11 protein-coding genes are annotated in these 13,971 nt (G+C 71.6%); 3 read left to right on the top strand and 8 right to left on the bottom strand.

Going from position 1 to position 13,971, the window contains the following annotated elements:
- Nucleotides 1-147: 147 nt before the first annotated feature.
- The 4 genes from katG to P0Y48_00965 all read right to left on the bottom strand — a co-directional run bounded on the left by katG (nucleotide 148) and on the right by P0Y48_00965 (nucleotide 4,741).
- Nucleotides 148-2,436, bottom strand: coding sequence for a catalase/peroxidase HPI (katG, locus tag P0Y48_00980; GenBank protein ID WEK13818.1), 2,289 nt, complete (start codon nucleotides 2,434-2,436; stop codon nucleotides 148-150).
- Between the two features lie 42 nt (nucleotides 2,437-2,478).
- Entirely contained in the window at nucleotides 2,479-2,946 is a 468-nt protein-coding gene (locus P0Y48_00975) for a Fur family transcriptional regulator (GenBank protein WEK13817.1), read from the bottom strand.
- A gap of 70 nt (nucleotides 2,947-3,016) precedes the next feature.
- The gene (gene ahcY, locus P0Y48_00970; protein ID WEK13816.1) at nucleotides 3,017-4,474 is read right to left on the bottom strand and encodes an adenosylhomocysteinase; all 1,458 of its coding nucleotides are present in this window, start codon (nucleotides 4,472-4,474) and stop codon (nucleotides 3,017-3,019) included.
- 60 nt (nucleotides 4,475-4,534) lie between these two features.
- The gene (locus P0Y48_00965) at nucleotides 4,535-4,741 is read right to left on the bottom strand and encodes a DUF3499 family protein (protein WEK13815.1); all 207 of its coding nucleotides are present in this window, start codon (nucleotides 4,739-4,741) and stop codon (nucleotides 4,535-4,537) included.
- A 79-nt stretch (nucleotides 4,742-4,820) separates the two neighbouring features.
- On the opposite strand from P0Y48_00965, the gene P0Y48_00960 reads away from it, so the two are divergent.
- The gene (locus P0Y48_00960) at nucleotides 4,821-5,267 is read left to right on the top strand and encodes a metallopeptidase family protein (protein ID WEK13814.1); all 447 of its coding nucleotides are present in this window, start codon (nucleotides 4,821-4,823) and stop codon (nucleotides 5,265-5,267) included.
- A gap of 16 nt (nucleotides 5,268-5,283) precedes the next feature.
- Here the strand turns inward: P0Y48_00960 and P0Y48_00955 are convergent, their stop codons facing one another.
- The 4 genes from P0Y48_00955 to manA all read right to left on the bottom strand — a co-directional run bounded on the left by P0Y48_00955 (nucleotide 5,284) and on the right by manA (nucleotide 11,203).
- Entirely contained in the window at nucleotides 5,284-6,690 is a 1,407-nt protein-coding gene (locus tag P0Y48_00955) for a DUF5719 family protein (protein WEK13813.1), read from the bottom strand.
- A complete protein-coding gene (locus P0Y48_00950) occupies nucleotides 6,687-9,512 on the bottom strand; it encodes a glycosyltransferase (protein ID WEK13812.1) in 2,826 nt (941 codons plus the stop codon). Before P0Y48_00950 ends, P0Y48_00955 begins: the two co-directional genes overlap by 4 nt.
- A 70-nt stretch (nucleotides 9,513-9,582) precedes the next feature.
- Nucleotides 9,583-9,903, bottom strand: a complete 321-nt coding sequence (locus tag P0Y48_00945; GenBank protein ID WEK13811.1) for a WhiB family transcriptional regulator — start codon at nucleotides 9,901-9,903, stop codon at nucleotides 9,583-9,585.
- A gap of 154 nt (nucleotides 9,904-10,057) precedes the next feature.
- Nucleotides 10,058-11,203 (bottom strand): mannose-6-phosphate isomerase, class I, encoded by a 1,146-nt coding sequence (gene manA, locus P0Y48_00940; protein WEK13810.1) that lies wholly within the window; start codon nucleotides 11,201-11,203, stop codon nucleotides 10,058-10,060.
- Nucleotides 11,204-11,243: 40 nt separating this feature from the next.
- On the opposite strand from manA, the gene P0Y48_00935 reads away from it, so the two are divergent.
- A complete protein-coding gene (locus P0Y48_00935) occupies nucleotides 11,244-12,641 on the top strand; it encodes an O-antigen ligase family protein (protein ID WEK13809.1) in 1,398 nt (465 codons plus the stop codon).
- Complete coding sequence (locus P0Y48_00930; GenBank protein ID WEK13808.1) at nucleotides 12,638-13,945, top strand: hypothetical protein; 1,308 nt, start codon at nucleotides 12,638-12,640, stop codon at nucleotides 13,943-13,945. The genes P0Y48_00935 and P0Y48_00930 overlap by 4 nt, the downstream gene beginning before the upstream one ends.
- Nucleotides 13,946-13,971 lie beyond the last annotated feature (26 nt).

Genomic DNA, 13,971 nt, shown 5'->3' with positions numbered 1-13,971 from the left:
CCCACCCGGTCGGTGAGCGAGCGCAGCGAGACGAAACGCCCGGAGAAGGAACCCCACCCGGTCGTTGAGCGAGCGCAGCGAGACGAAACGCCCGGCACAACGCAGAAGGCCCGCTCCGTGGGGAGCGGGCCTTCTCGCGTCAGCGAGTCAGGCGTGCAGGTCGAACCGGTCGAGTTCGGTCACGCGGCCCCACGCGGCCACGAAGTCGCGCACGAACTTCTCGGTCGCGTCGTCGGAGGCGTACACCTCGGCGAGCGCGCGCAGCTCGGAGTTCGACCCGAACAGCAGGTCGACGCGCGTGCCGATGCCGACCTTCTCGCCCGAGCCGTCCTTCGTTCCGGCGAACGCGTGCGAGCCGGGGTCGAGCAGCTTCCACGTGGTGCCGAGGTCGAGGAGGTTCACGAAGAAGTCGTTCGTCAGCACCCCGGGGCGATCGGTGAACACGCCGTACTCCGAGCCGTCCCAGTTGGCGCCCAGCACGCGGAGCCCGCCGACGAGCACGGTCGTCTCCGGCGCGCTCAGCGTGAGGAGGTTGGCCTTGTCGATCAGCAGGTGCTCCGCGGGCAGACCGGATGCCATGGCGAGCGGTCCCTGGTAGTTGCGGAAACCGTCGGCGGCGGGCTCGAGGTACGCGAACGACTCCACGTCGGTCTGCTCCGCCGTCGCATCGGTGCGGCCGGGGTGGAACTCCACCGTCGCGTCGACACCGGCATCCTTCGCTGCCTTCTCGACGGCCGCGTTGCCCGCCAGCACGATGAGGTCGGCCAGGGACACCTTCTTGGCTCCTTGCGCCGCGTCGAAGTCGGCCTTGATCCCGCCGAGGACGCCGAGCACGCGGTGGAGCTGCGCCGGGTTGTTGACCTCCCAGTCCTTCTGGGGAGCCAGGCGGATGCGTGCGCCGTTGACACCGCCGCGCTTGTCGCTGCCGCGGAAGGTGGATGCCGCCGCCCACGCCGTGGACACGAGTTCGGAGACCGTCAGGCCCGACGCGAGGATCTGCTCCTTGAGAGCGGCGGCGTCGGCGTCGTCGATCAGTTCGTGATCGACGGCGGGAACGCGGTCCTGCCAGATGAGCTCTTCCGCCGGCACCTCGGGTCCGAGGTAGCGCTCGATGGGGCCCATGTCGCGGTGCGTGAGCTTGAACCAGGCGCGGGCGAAGGCGTCGGCGAAGGCCTCGGGGTCGTCCTTGAAGCGGCGCGAGATCGCGTCGTAGGCCGGGTCGACGCGCAGCGCGAGGTCGCTCGTGAGCATGCGGGGCTCGCGGCGGCCGTTCGAGTGCGCGGCCGGCACCATGTCCGCCCCGCCGCCGTTCACGGGCCGCCACTGGTTGGCTCCGGCCGGGCTTTGGAAGAGCTCCCACTCGTAGGCGTAGAGGATGTGGAAGAACTCGTTGTCCCACCGGGTCGGGTGGTAGGTCCAGGTGACCTCCAGCCCCGACGTGATCGTGTCGTCGCCCTTGCCGGACGCATGGTTGTTCTTCCAGCCGAGCCCCTGCTGCTCGAGGCCGGCGGCCTCCGGGTTGTCCTCGAGGTTCGAGTCGGGCGCGGCGCCGTGCGTCTTGCCGAACGTGTGTCCGCCGGCGATGAGGGCGACCGTCTCCTCGTCATTCATCGCCATGCGTGCGAACGTCTCGCGGATGTCGCGCGCGGAGGCGAGCGGATCGGGCTGACCGTTGGGGCCCTCCGGGTTGACGTAGATGAGCCCCATCTGGACGGCCGCGAGCGGCTTCTCCAGGTCGCGCTCACCCGTGTAGCGCTGGTCGCCGAGCCACGTGGTCTCGGGGCCCCAGTACACGTCGTCGTCGGGCTCCCACACATCGGGGCGGCCACCGGCGAAGCCGAAGGTGCGGAACCCCATCGACTCGAGGGCGACGTTGCCGGCGAGGATCATGAGGTCGGCCCACGACAGGTTCTGCCCGTACTTCTTCTTGACGGTCCACAGCAGGCGACGCGCCTTGTCGAGGTTGACGTTGTCGGGCCAGCTGTTGAGCGGCGCGAACCGCTGCTGTCCCGCACCGCCGCCGCCGCGGCCGTCCATGACGCGGTACGTGCCGGCGGAGTGCCAGGCCATGCGGATCATGAGGGGCCCGTAGTTGCCGAAGTCCGCCGGCCACCAGTCCTGCGAGGTGGTCAGCACCTCGGCGATATCCGCCTTGACGGCGGCGAGGTCGAGCGCCTCGAAGGCGGCCCGGTAGTCGAAGTCCTCACCGAGCGGGTTTCCGACGGCCGGGTTCTTCTTCAGGAGCCCCAGGTTGAGCTGGTTCGGCCACCACACGTTGTTGGCGGACCCGCTCGTGGGGTGCGGCTGGCTGTGGACCACCGGGCACGTGGCCGCCTCTTCGGCGCGGGCGGTGTCGGTGTCGGTGACGGTGACGGCCTGATCGATGTCGGTGGGGTTCTCGCCGATCGGCGAGACGCTGTCGTCGTTAACGCTCATGGTGGTCCTTCCTTGGATGGCGGTTCGGGTCGTGATGTGGTGTCAGGATGCCGTGGCGGCGCACGCGGGGCACGTGCCCCAGAAGGTCACTTCCGCGGCCTGCAGCGCGTAGCCGTGGGTATCGGAGGGCGCGAGGCACGGCGCATGGCCGACGACGCAGTCGACGTCTTCGACGGCGCCGCACACGACGCACACGACGTGGTGGTGGTTGTCGTCGACGCGGAGCTCGAAGAGCATGGGACGTCCGGCGGGCTCGATGCGGCGCACGATCCCCGCCTCGGCGAAGTCGCTCAGCGCGTTGTAGACCGACTGCCGGCTGGTGCGCGGCATCCGAACGACGATGGCCGCGAAGACGTCGTCGGCGCTCGCGTGCGATGACCGCGCGAGCGCGTTGTAGACGGCGACGCGCGATTCTGTGACGCGCAGGCCGGCGCCGCGGAGCGCGTCGTCCGCGGCTGCGGGGAGCGTCGCAGACCTGCCGGAGCGGATCGACGAGCTGGCGGAGGTCATGGCACCCAGCCTACTCCTGTTTTGATCGAATCAAAACAGTGTGGGCGAGGCGCCGACGGGACGCCGCCGCTCAGTAGCGATAGTGCTCCAGCTTGTACGGACCTTCCACCGGAACGCCGATGTACGCCGCCTGATGCGGGGTCAGCTCCGTCAGCTCGACGCCGAGGGCGGCGAGGTGGAGCCGCGCGACCTTCTCGTCGAGGATCTTGGGCAGCGTGTACACCCCGACGGGATACGCGTCGAGATTGGTGAACAGTTCCAGCTGGGCGAGCACCTGGTTGGTGAACGACGCACTCATCACGAATGACGGGTGCCCCGTCGCGTTGCCGAGGTTCATGAGGCGGCCCTCGGAGAGCACGAGGATGCTTCGGCCCGTGGGGAGGCGCCATTCGTGCACCTGCGGCTTGATCTCGATGCGCTCGGCGCCCGGGAGGCTCTCCAGCCCCGCCATGTCGATCTCGTCGTCGAAGTGACCCACGTTGCCCACGATCGCCAGGTGCTTGAGCCCCAGGAGGTGATCGACGGTCACGACCTGCGTGTTGCCGGTTCCGGTGATGAGGATGTCGATCTCTCCGAGCACCGACTCCAGGCGTGCGACCTGGAAGCCGTCCATGGCCGCCTGCAGAGCGCAGATCGGGTCGACCTCGCCCACGATGACGCGAGCGCCCTGGCCGCGCAGCGCCTCGGCGGCACCCTTGCCCACATCGCCGTAGCCCACGACGAAGGCGACCTTGCCGCCCATGAGCACGTCGGTGGCCCGGTTGATGCCGTCGGGAAGCGAATGACGGATGCCGTACTTGTTGTCGAACTTGGACTTCGTGACGGAGTCGTTGACGTTGATGCCCGGGAACAGGAGCTTGCCCTCGGCATGGAGCTCGTAGAGGCGGTGCACGCCGGTCGTCGTCTCCTCCGTCACCCCGAGAAGAGCTTCGGCCATCCGGGTGAAACGCTGCGGGTCGCGGGAGAGGCTCGCGCGCAGCGTGTCGAGAACGATGCGGTATTCGACCGAATCGCCGTCGGCGGCATCCGGGACGGCGCCCGCGCGCTCGAACTCGACGCCCTTGTGGACGAGGAGGGTGGCGTCGCCGCCGTCGTCGAGGATGAGGTTCGGACCGTCGTACCCCTCGGCCGTCCAGTCGAAGATGCGGTCGGCGAGCTGCCAGTACTCCTCGAGCGTCTCCCCCTTGAAGGCGAAGACGGGCACGCCCGCGGGAGCATCGACGGTGCCTGTCGGACCGACGGCGACCGCAGCGGCCGCCTCGTCCTGCGTGGAGAAGATGTTGCAGCTCGCCCAGCGCACCTGCGCACCGAGCGCGACGAGGGTCTCGATCAGCACCGCCGTCTGCACCGTCATGTGGAGCGAGCCCGCGATTCGCGCGCCGGCGAGGGGCTGCGTGGGCCCGAACTCCTCGCGAAGGGCCATCAGACCCGGCATCTCGTTCTCGGCGAGGCGGATCTGGTGCCGACCGGCCTCGGCGAGGGCGAGATCGGCGACGACGAAGTCCAGGGTGTTCACGGGAGTCGACATCCGTCCATTCTCCCACTTCGTACCCGCCCCGTCGGACAGGGGTGCGTCACCCGCGGCAGCTCAGACGCGCAGCGTCTCGTGGCGCACGACGACCCAGCCCTTCGGCACCGAGAGGCGATCGGTGTGGATCGCGCAGAGGTCGTGAGCGTGCGGGTCGTTGCCGCCGCCGAGCGGACCCAGCGCCGCCATCTGGTCGCCGTAGTCGTAGGTCAGGGTCGTCACGGCCTCGCGGGCGCAGCCCACCTTGGAGCAGAGTCTGTCACGCATCCCGATCACGCTAGCCGTGGCCGGCGACGTCGCGCGGATGCCGCGCCGGGGCGGCGGTGTCGCGACCTAGGATGGGGGCATGATCAGGCGGCGGCGCACCTCGGCACCGGAGTCGGCGCGAGCCGCCACCCCGTCGAGGCACGGCCGCCACGGCCGGGAGGACCGCAGTCCCGTCGTCCGCCCGCCGCTGCCGCCCCTCGAGACGCGGGCGGACAAGTTCGATCTCGCCGTCGGCACGGCGGCGGAGTTCCTCCGCAGCGCCTGGTCCGAGCTGCGCGACGTGCGTTTCGAGGTCGCGTCGATGCCCTCGGCGGCCGATGACGACGGCATCCCACGCTGGAGCGTGTCGACCACGGAGAAGCGGATCACGCTGTACCGACTGCCCATCGAGCGACTGAGCCATCTGCACCGCGACGACGAGCTCCACCGGCGCATGATGATCGAGAGCTGCGTCTTCCGAGCGGCCGCGCAGTACCTCGACCGTGACCCGTGGGACCTCGGGCCGGAGAGGTTCCGCTTCTTCTGAGCCGGACTCCCGCCGACTACTGCGGGTAGACGACGACCGGCTCTGCGGCGGCGTCGGCAGGGATGACGTCGTAGCCCGCCAGGGCGTCGGGACCGCGATAGGTCACGTTGGCGCGCAGGACGCCACCTTCCGGGGTGAGCTGGTAGACGGCCGCGTCCTGCACCGGCGTCCGAACCGACGATCCCGGCGGAACGAGCACCTGCGTGTCGCCCGACGGACCGCTCACCTCCACCCGCGCCTCGTCGTCGCCCTCGTTCGAGAGGGTGAGGACGGGCGACGGCCCGACCGCCACGGCGACGAGACTGGGCACGTCCACGACCGACGGCGCGGTGTGCCAGGCGAAGTCGGAGCCCGCCCCGAAGCCGGTGGTCGCCCACAGTGAGGCGACGACAGGCTCGTCGGCCGTCACCTCGACGCGGTAGGTGCCGGGGTCGAGCGCGCCGAGGTCCAGCTCCACGGGCACGCCGGCCGGAAGCTCCAGAGTCGTCGACGACGCGGATCCGCCGGTCAGCGGCTGCAGGTCGACGACAGCCTCGGTGTCGTCCGAGGGCGCCAGGATCCTCATGACGGTGCCCGGCTCCGAGGCGCCCTCCTCCCCCGGCTCGACGACGACGCTGACCGACGGGATGACCTGCCTCTCGGCGGGCGGTGCGGTCGTGCCCACCTGGTCGACGCCACCGGTGAGCAGCGTACGGGTGAGGCTCGCCTGCAGGGAGGCCTGGATCGGCGCACCGGAAGCGTTGATACGCACGACGGGGTTCTCCTGGCCGAGAGCGAGGGCCGCCAGCGGAAGCACGCGCTGCGTGCGCGGAGGCACGATGATCCCCGCCGCCGCGGCGGGCTGCACGGGCCCCTCCGATCCGTACACGGTGATGTCCACCTCGGAGGCGACCCCCGACGGGTTCGACAGCAGCACGACGTCGGCCGCGCCGGTGGTGCCGCTCCCCGCGACCAGCCACGACTCCATGAGCGCGGGAGCACACGCGGATGCCACGAAGCCGGCGAGGTCCTCGTCGGCCACGGTGGCCGAACCCGCCGCCGCGAGATCGGTGCGGACGCCGCCCTCCGGCTGCGCGCTCAGAGCGTCGGGCCCGGCGCCGCCTGACACACCGGGGGCGGCCAGGCGCGCCGCCTCGGCATCGGGCTGTCCGGGCGCCGTCGCGGCTGCGACGTCCTGCCCCGTCGCGTCGGTGAGGAGCGCGGCGTCGGTCGCATCCCGGCCGACGGCGAGCACGGGCCCGGCGCACGAGACGAGGGAGGCGGTGGGTTCGGGCAGCGCCGTCACGGCAACCGGGTCGCGGACGATCGCGGGCCACGGAACGAACGCCGCAGCGGGGACGGCCACGGCGACCACCGCCGCGACGGCGATGCCGGCACCCAGCCGAGCGGCGCGTTGCGACGACGTGCGCGGGGCGGCGGTCATGGCGCGGCCTCTCCGACGACGCGCGGTTCGCGACGCGCCTGGCGGATCGTCGCCGCCGTCGGGATGGCGAGGAGGAGGGTCACCAGCACGACGCCGAGCTGCAGCGACCCGATGCGCCACGCCTGCGCCTGCTGGTCCGCTGTCGGTGTGCGCGGGGTCACATCGGCCACGACGAACCACAGTTCGCCCTTTCCGGTGTCACCCACCGACTCCAGGTCGTCACGTCGATCCAGCACTCCCCTGGCAGCCAGTCGTGCGGCACGAGCCGCGTCGGTCTCGCCTTCGACCGCGCCCGCCAAGAGGACGTATCCCACGCCATGGGATGCCAGTTCGGCCACCGCGTCACCGGCGGCACCGGTGACGAGGTCTGCCGTCAGCGCGGCGGTCTCCTCATCGGCGGTCGTCGCGCCCGAACGGACGGATTGGAGCGTGGTCTGTCCGCCGAGGGTGGCGCTTCCACCCCACACGACCTCCGCGGCCAACCCGCCGCGAGGCTGCGCACGCAGGACGAACGTCGCCGTACGCGGATCGCCGCGACCCTCGGCATCCACATACGCGGGCAGTGTGCTGTCGGGGCCGTTCGTGACAGCGAGGGCGTCGCGGTGCAGGGCGGTGAGGGCCGGAGCGGCGGTCACGGCGAGGCAGACGGCGACGGCGGCGACGGCAAGGCTGCGCGCGCCGCCCCGCGGCATCCCGTCGGCAGTGAGGGCCGCCGCACCGAGCAGCCCCGCCCACGCAATCGTGAGGCCGGCGCCGGTCCACAGCCCGACAGGCGTCGACGCGCTCGCGGCGAGGGCCGTGTTCGAAGCCAGCAGCGCCGTCAGCAGCCCGGCCGCGGCCGTCAGCAATAGTACGAGGGCAGGGAGAAGGCGGCCGAGGATCGGGGCGAGCACGGCGAGCAGGAACAGCGGGACCACGAGGGCGGGGAGCCACGGCGGCGCGTCGTCGCGTCCGAGCAGCCCTGCCCACCCCGCACCGTCCGCGGTCGGGAACCCGCCCAGCAGTAGGAGCCGTCCGACCGGATCGGCGGCGGGAGACCCCGGGGCGACGGCGACTCCCGGATCGGCGAGGATCGCCCACGGATCGCCGGTGCGCACCCGCTCCCAGAGCAGCGGCGCCGCGAAGACCGCGGTCGGAATCACGAGCCAGATCACGCGGGCGATGCCCCGTCCCGATCGCCGCACAGCCGTGAGGACGACAGCGACGACCCACAGCAGTACGAGGGCGGGGACCACCGAGGGCGCGGCGGCGGTGGTCGCCGCCAGGGCGAGCGAGCCCGCGGCGGCCTGCGTCCACGAGCGGTGGGCCACCGAGGCGGTGAAGAAGAGCCATGGCACGAGGAGGTGGACGAGCACGCCTGTCGGGCGTCCCTCGACCAGCGCCGTCAAGAACGTGGGCGCGAGCGTCCAGCCGATCGCGACCAACGCGCGCGGTCCCGCGCGCTCGGTGATTCGAGTCGCGGCGAACCAGCCGCCGAGCGCCGCGAGCGGAAGGGCGAGCACCCACAGCACGACCAGGGCGCGCGACGGCTCGGCCGGGGAGAGGCTCCCGATGACGGCGACGAGCGCGCTGAACGGATCGGCGGGGCCGATGGTGCTCCACCCCAGGGGGCGCGGGCCGGCCACGGCATCGGCCCACAGTTGCGCGAGGGTGGTGCGCAGCGGGGCGAGGGCACCGCCGCCGAGGACAGGCCAGGCCAGCAGCGCCGGGAAGGCGGCGAGCGACACGACGAGGGCGGCCAGGACGATCCAGGCCCCGCCGGTGCTGCTGAAGAACCGAAGGTCGGGGCGAGCGAGGGCGTCGGAGCCGTCGTCGTCGAGGCGGTGGCGCAGCTGCCGTGTGCCGATGCGCAACGGCGCGAGCTGCGCCCACGACACGCGCCGGCTCCCGCGGATGCCTGCGCGCGCTCGCGCCACCGACGGAAGCCGCACGAACGCGACGACGGCGGCGGCGAGCTCGGGGAGGATGAGCCCCGGGCGCTTGGCGAGGAGATGACCGAGCGAACGCACGATCGCGAGCGGGAGCAGCGACAGCCAATGGAGCGCCACGACACCGGGCGCGGCATAGACGAGACGTCGATGCAGCTGCGCGCTGCGGCGGGCATAGGCGGTGCGCGCGCGGGTAGCGACGTCGTCGCCGGCGGCGTCACCGGCGACCCCGTCTCCGGCGACGGCGACGATCGCCGTGGGCGCGAGCGCCACCCGTCCGCCGGCGAGGCGTGAACGCACACCCAGGTCGAGTCCCTCGTCGGCCCCGTCGAGCGCGGGATCGAGCCCGTCGAGCGAGCGCCAGGCATCGGCGCGCACGAGCAGCCCGCGGACGTCGGCGCCCATGACGTCCTCGCGTGCGTCGTGTTGGCCCTGGTCGTGCTCCCCGTCAGCGAGTCCCACGCTGCGGCCGGTGCGGGTGAGGGTGACCCCGAGCGACACGATGTGCGCGCGGTCGTGCCAGCGGACGAGCTTGGGGGCGGCGACGGCCACCGACGGCGCGGTCTCGACGGCGGCGACCAGGCGCGCGAGCGCTTCCGGCTCGGGTGCGGTGTCCTGCGCGAGCAGCCACACGGCATCCCCGTTCAGGCGATGGGATGCCATCCGCAGCGCGTCCGCGAATCGCGTCGAGCGGGCCGCGGCGATGACCGCCTCCGCACCCGAACTCTCGAGCACCTCGCGGACGCGGGGATCGTCTCCGCAGACGACGACCGTCAGTGCGTCGACGGGTCGGGTCTGCGCGGCGAGCGCGGCCAACGTGCGGCGCAGATGGAGGTCGGGGGCGACGTGTCCATCGGAGCGCACGACCAGCAGCGCGTGGACTCGGGAGGGCATGACGACGTCAGCCTAAGCGGGCCCGGTCGCGGTGCGCGGAGTGCACGCCGCGATTCCGGGGATCGGCGTCTCAGCCGGCGCGGCGCTTGAGCTTGCGGCGCTCGCGCTCGCTCAGCCCGCCCCAGATACCGAAGCGCTCGTCGTTCTGGAGCGCGTACTCGAGGCACTCGCCTCGCACGTCGCACGAGGTGCAGATGCGCTTGGCGTCGCGCGTCGATCCGCCCTTTTCCGGGAAGAAGGCCTCGGGGTCGGTCTGCGCGCACAGCGCGTCGGTCTGCCAGGAGAGCGTGCCGTCGCCCTCGTCCACGGTCGCCCGGCGCACACCGGGGACACCGAGGTTGACCGGGTCGACGAACCAATTCTCGGGAACGCCGGAACGGTAAGCCGCCATATCGCTCTCCCACCTGTTTCGCCTCGCGCTGTTGCGCGTGTTGGGATAATTACACCCTTGTCATTCGGTGAGGTCAAGTCGCAGATCGTAAACCCTCAACGCGTGATTGAACCTTTACGGCGCGCCGTAGGCGTGTCGCGTCGATCGGTCGAGGTCAGGGCTTCCCCGGTCGGGCGAGGAAAACCTCGCCGTCGCCGCGCAGGACGACCTCTCCCGAGTCGGCGCTGAGGAATGCAGCCTCGCCTGCCGCCAGCGTTGCCTCCTCGCCACCGGTCGCCACGGCGACGCGTCCGCGGACGACGAGGGCGATCGTCGGACCGGTGACGGGCAGCGAGGCCCCGGCATCCGCCGTGACCTCCACGCGCTGCAGAAGGAAATCGGGCACGCCGGCGTCGTAGAGCGCCACGGCGCCGAGGCGCGAGGGCACGACGCGCGGAGCCGGGCCGGGAGTCGTGTCGACGATCCGCAGGAGTTCGGCGACGTCGACGTGCTTAGGCGTGAGGCCGCCGCGCAGGACGTTGTCGCTCGCGGCCATCAACTCGACGCCGAGGCCCTCCTGGTAGGCATGCAGCACGCCGGCGGGGGCGAACAGCGCCTCGCCCGTGCGCAACTCGACGAGGTTCATGAGCAAGGCGACGACGACGCCGGGGTCGCCGGGGAAATCGGCGGCGATGCGGCGCAGCACCTCGAGCTCGGCGGCGAACTCGGCGCTGTCGGCAGAACCCAGCGCCGCCACGACATCCGACACGGCGTCGTCCGCGTCACCGGAGAGCAGCCACGCGAGCACGTCGCGCAGGGCTGCGGGCGGCTCGCCCGAGGCGAGACGAGCTCGTACGGCGACGACACCCGGGGCGGACGGGAGGGCGTCGAGCAGCCGGAGGGTCGCGTCGACGTCGCGCAAACCCACCAGCGCACGGAATCGATCGCTCAGCGCGACGATGATCTCCGGCTTGTGGTTGGCGTCGCGGTAGGTGCGGTCGTCGGCGTCGCGCGGGATGCCGGCGGCCTCTTCCCGCGCGTACCCCTCCTCGGCTTCGGCCTTCGACGGGTGCGCCTGGATCGACAGCGACATGCCCGCAGCGAGCACCTTCAGCAGGTAGGGCAGCGGCGGAGCGCCCTCCCCGGCCAGAACCACGTCGAGCGTGCGGCCGTCGGGGGTGCGCGACGGGCTCCCCGGGTGGTCGCCGTACCAGATCTCGGCCTCCGGCAGACCGGTCGGCTCACGTCCGACCAGACCGGGGATGAGGGTGGGCGACCCCCACGAATACGCACGCGGTTCATTGGCGATGGGGATCAGCACATGCTCAGCCTAGAGCGGCCCGCGATACCCTGAGGAGCACATGAGCCCCCACACCCAGCACCCCATCGCCGCACCGCCGGCCGCGCCCGTCCGGGAGACCACGAGCCACCTCCTGCTGCGCGGCTGGTGCATCCTCGTGCTGGCAGGGGGACTCGGCGGGACGAGCCTGCTCATGCTGTTCGGCGCGGTCGGCACGGCCGCCGCAGTGTACGGCTCCGCGATCGTCTCCTTGATCCTGTGGATCGTGTTGCGTCCCGTCGTGCAGTGGCGCCGCCTCCCGTGGTTCGCCGTGTCCTACCTCGCCCTGGCGGTGTCCTCGCTCGCATGGTCGGCGTGGCCGTCGACGAGCGCGCTCACCCTGGGGCTCGTCCTGTCTCTGACGGTGCACGGCGGTCTCATCGCGGCCGTCCTCACGTGGCGGGAGCTCGTTCGCGCCATCGCGTCGGCGCTCAAGTGGATCCTCGGGCTGTCGCTCGTGTTCGAGCTGTGGGTGTCGCTCGTGTGGGGCGGACCCATCCTTCCGGGATTCGTCCGACCCGTCGGCGAATACGACCCCATCGTCCTCTGGAGTCGAGACAACCTCTTCGACGGCGGCCGCATCCAGGGGCTCTTCGGCAACTCCAACGCCCTGGCCTACGTCGCCCTCCTCGGCATGGTGGTCTTCGGCATCCGCATCGCTTCGAAGGCCCCGCGCCGGGCGCTCCTCGTGGGCTGGGTCGCGCTGGCCGCCTTCCTCTTCGTGCGCGCCGGCTCCGCAACGGCCTATCTCGCCGCCGCCTTCACCGTCGTCGTGCTCGCCACCGCGCTCCTCATGCGCACCACCCGGCGTCCGGGCGAACGCACGCGGTACTACATCGCGTACGCCGTGATCGCGGTGGGCGGACTCGGCGCGCTCTGGCTCGCCCGCGACACGGTCTTCCGCCTTCTCGGGCGGTCGGCCGACCTCACGGGGCGCGAGTCGATCTGGGGCGCGGTCGCCGCGCGAGCTAGCGAGCGTCCCGTCTTCGGCTGGGGATTCGCGACCCCGTGGGTGCCGACCGACCCCTTCTTCGACGGGTGGATCGTCGACCACGGCGAGACCGTCATGCAAGCCCACAACATGTGGCTGGACGTCTTCCTCCAACTCGGTGCCGTCGGCGTCACGCTCATGGCGCTCACCTACCTGGCGTTCATCTGGCGTTCCTGGTTCTTCGCCGTCGATCGCCCCCGATGGGATCTCGTCGCCGACCGGCCCTACGCCGCACTCACGCTCCTTCCCACCCTCACGGCCGCGCAGCTCCTCGTGCAGGGGCTCGCCGAGTCGACACCGCTCCTCAACTGGGGCTGGATGTTCCTCATCATGTTCGCGTTCAAGATCAAGCAGGCTCCCCTCGTGGGGCGCGGCCCGTCCGAGCAGCGGCTGGCGGGCGAGCAGGGCGAGCGGCTCGCGGAGCGATGACGACCCTCCGGCGCGCCACCCTGGACTTCCTCCGCTCCTCCGCGCTCGCAGCCGCCTTCACGACGGTGACGATCGGCGCCCTCTTCTCGACCCACCTGCTCCGACAGCTGATGGGGGATGCCGGCTACGGCGCGATCATCACGGGCCTGTGCGTCATCGGCGCCGGCATGATCGTGGCGCGCCGGCGGGAGCTGCGCGTGTTCGAGATCATGCCCACCCTGCTGCTGCTCTTCCTGCTCTGGTTGCTGCTGACCGTGTTCTGGTCGCGGTCCACGGGAGCGACCCTGGGCGGCTGGCTGCAGTTGGCCGCCCCCACCTTCCTCGCCGTCGTGGTGGCGCAGTTCCGCGACACGCTGCAGACCGTGCGCGCGACGGGAGACGTGCTGCGGGTACTCCTGGGGGGCTCCCTCGCGATCGAGATCCTCAGTGGCATCCTGCTCGACCTTCCCGTGCCGTTCCTGGGCATCGCGGGGAACCTCGCCGAGGGCGGTCCGATCCAGGGGCTGTTCGGCACCCGGACGATGCTCGGCCTCGTCACGATCCTCGCGCTGATCACCTTCCTCGTGGAGTGGCGGACCCGCTCGGTCAGCCCCGGGCTCTCGGTCTTCTCGGTCGTGCTCGCCTGCCTGCTGGCCGTCTTCACCGACTCGCCGATCGTGCTGGGCATGGCGCTCATCGCGGGGCTCGCCACCGGCATCCTCGCCATCGTCCGCCGCACGCCACCGGAACGCCGGACGGCCCTGCAGTGGGCGATCGCCGGGGCGCTCGCGATCGGCGGCATCCTCGTCTTCACCTTCCGGCGCCCGATCGTCTACTGGCTCAACGCGGAGCCCGACTTCCTCACCCGGTCGCGCCTGTGGAACGAGATCCTCGACATGGCCGCGCTGCGGCCGGTCCAAGGTTGGGGCTGGGTCGGCAGCTGGCCCGACAACCTGATGCCGTACTACTTCATCCGCGGAGCCACCGGCCGCGAGCACGGATCGGCGCTGAACGCGTGGATGGACGTGCTCCTGCAGGCCGGCGCGGTCGGCGTCGTCCTCTTCGTCGGATTCGCCGGGCTCGCGCTCGCCCGCGCGTGGGTGACGGCATCCGAGCGTCGCTCCACCGTCTACACGTGGCCGGCCCTGGTGATCATCACGCTCCTCGCCGACTCGGTCGTGACCAGTTCGCTGCTGGGCGGCTTCGGCTGGTTCCTCCTCGTCGTCTGCGCGACCCGCGCCTCGCTCGTGCGGGGGTGGCGCAGCGGCCTCGACACCGGACCGGAGTCACCGGGATGGCGGATGCCGCGCGGCACCGTCTCCTAGCCTCCACACTCCCGCCCTCCCCCGCA

This window comes from Candidatus Microbacterium phytovorans (assembly GCA_029202445.1).
In the GTDB taxonomy this organism is placed as follows: Bacteria; Actinomycetota; Actinomycetes; order Actinomycetales; family Microbacteriaceae; genus Microbacterium; species Microbacterium phytovorans.
Note: the sequence above shows the minus strand (reverse complement) of the source record. Positions and strands in the feature narration are given on the sequence as shown.

Bases quoted from the DNA above. Each gene is read 5' to 3' on its own strand.
- katG (WEK13818.1), bottom strand. From the start codon at position 2,436: ATGAGCGTTAACGACGACAGCGTCTCGCCGATCGGCGAGAACCCCACC.
- P0Y48_00975 (WEK13817.1), bottom strand. From the start codon at position 2,946: ATGACCTCCGCCAGCTCGTCGATCCGCTCCGGCAGGTCTGCGACGCTC.
- ahcY (WEK13816.1), bottom strand. From the start codon at position 4,474: ATGTCGACTCCCGTGAACACCCTGGACTTCGTCGTCGCCGATCTCGCC.
- P0Y48_00965 (WEK13815.1), bottom strand. From the start codon at position 4,741: ATGCGTGACAGACTCTGCTCCAAGGTGGGCTGCGCCCGCGAGGCCGTG.
- P0Y48_00960 (WEK13814.1), top strand. From the start codon at position 4,821: ATGATCAGGCGGCGGCGCACCTCGGCACCGGAGTCGGCGCGAGCCGCC.
- P0Y48_00955 (WEK13813.1), bottom strand. From the start codon at position 6,690: ATGACCGCCGCCCCGCGCACGTCGTCGCAACGCGCCGCTCGGCTGGGT.
- P0Y48_00950 (WEK13812.1), bottom strand. From the start codon at position 9,512: ATGCCCTCCCGAGTCCACGCGCTGCTGGTCGTGCGCTCCGATGGACAC.
- P0Y48_00945 (WEK13811.1), bottom strand. From the start codon at position 9,903: ATGGCGGCTTACCGTTCCGGCGTTCCCGAGAATTGGTTCGTCGACCCG.
- P0Y48_00935 (WEK13809.1), top strand. From the start codon at position 11,244: ATGAGCCCCCACACCCAGCACCCCATCGCCGCACCGCCGGCCGCGCCC.
- P0Y48_00930 (WEK13808.1), top strand. From the start codon at position 12,638: ATGACGACCCTCCGGCGCGCCACCCTGGACTTCCTCCGCTCCTCCGCG.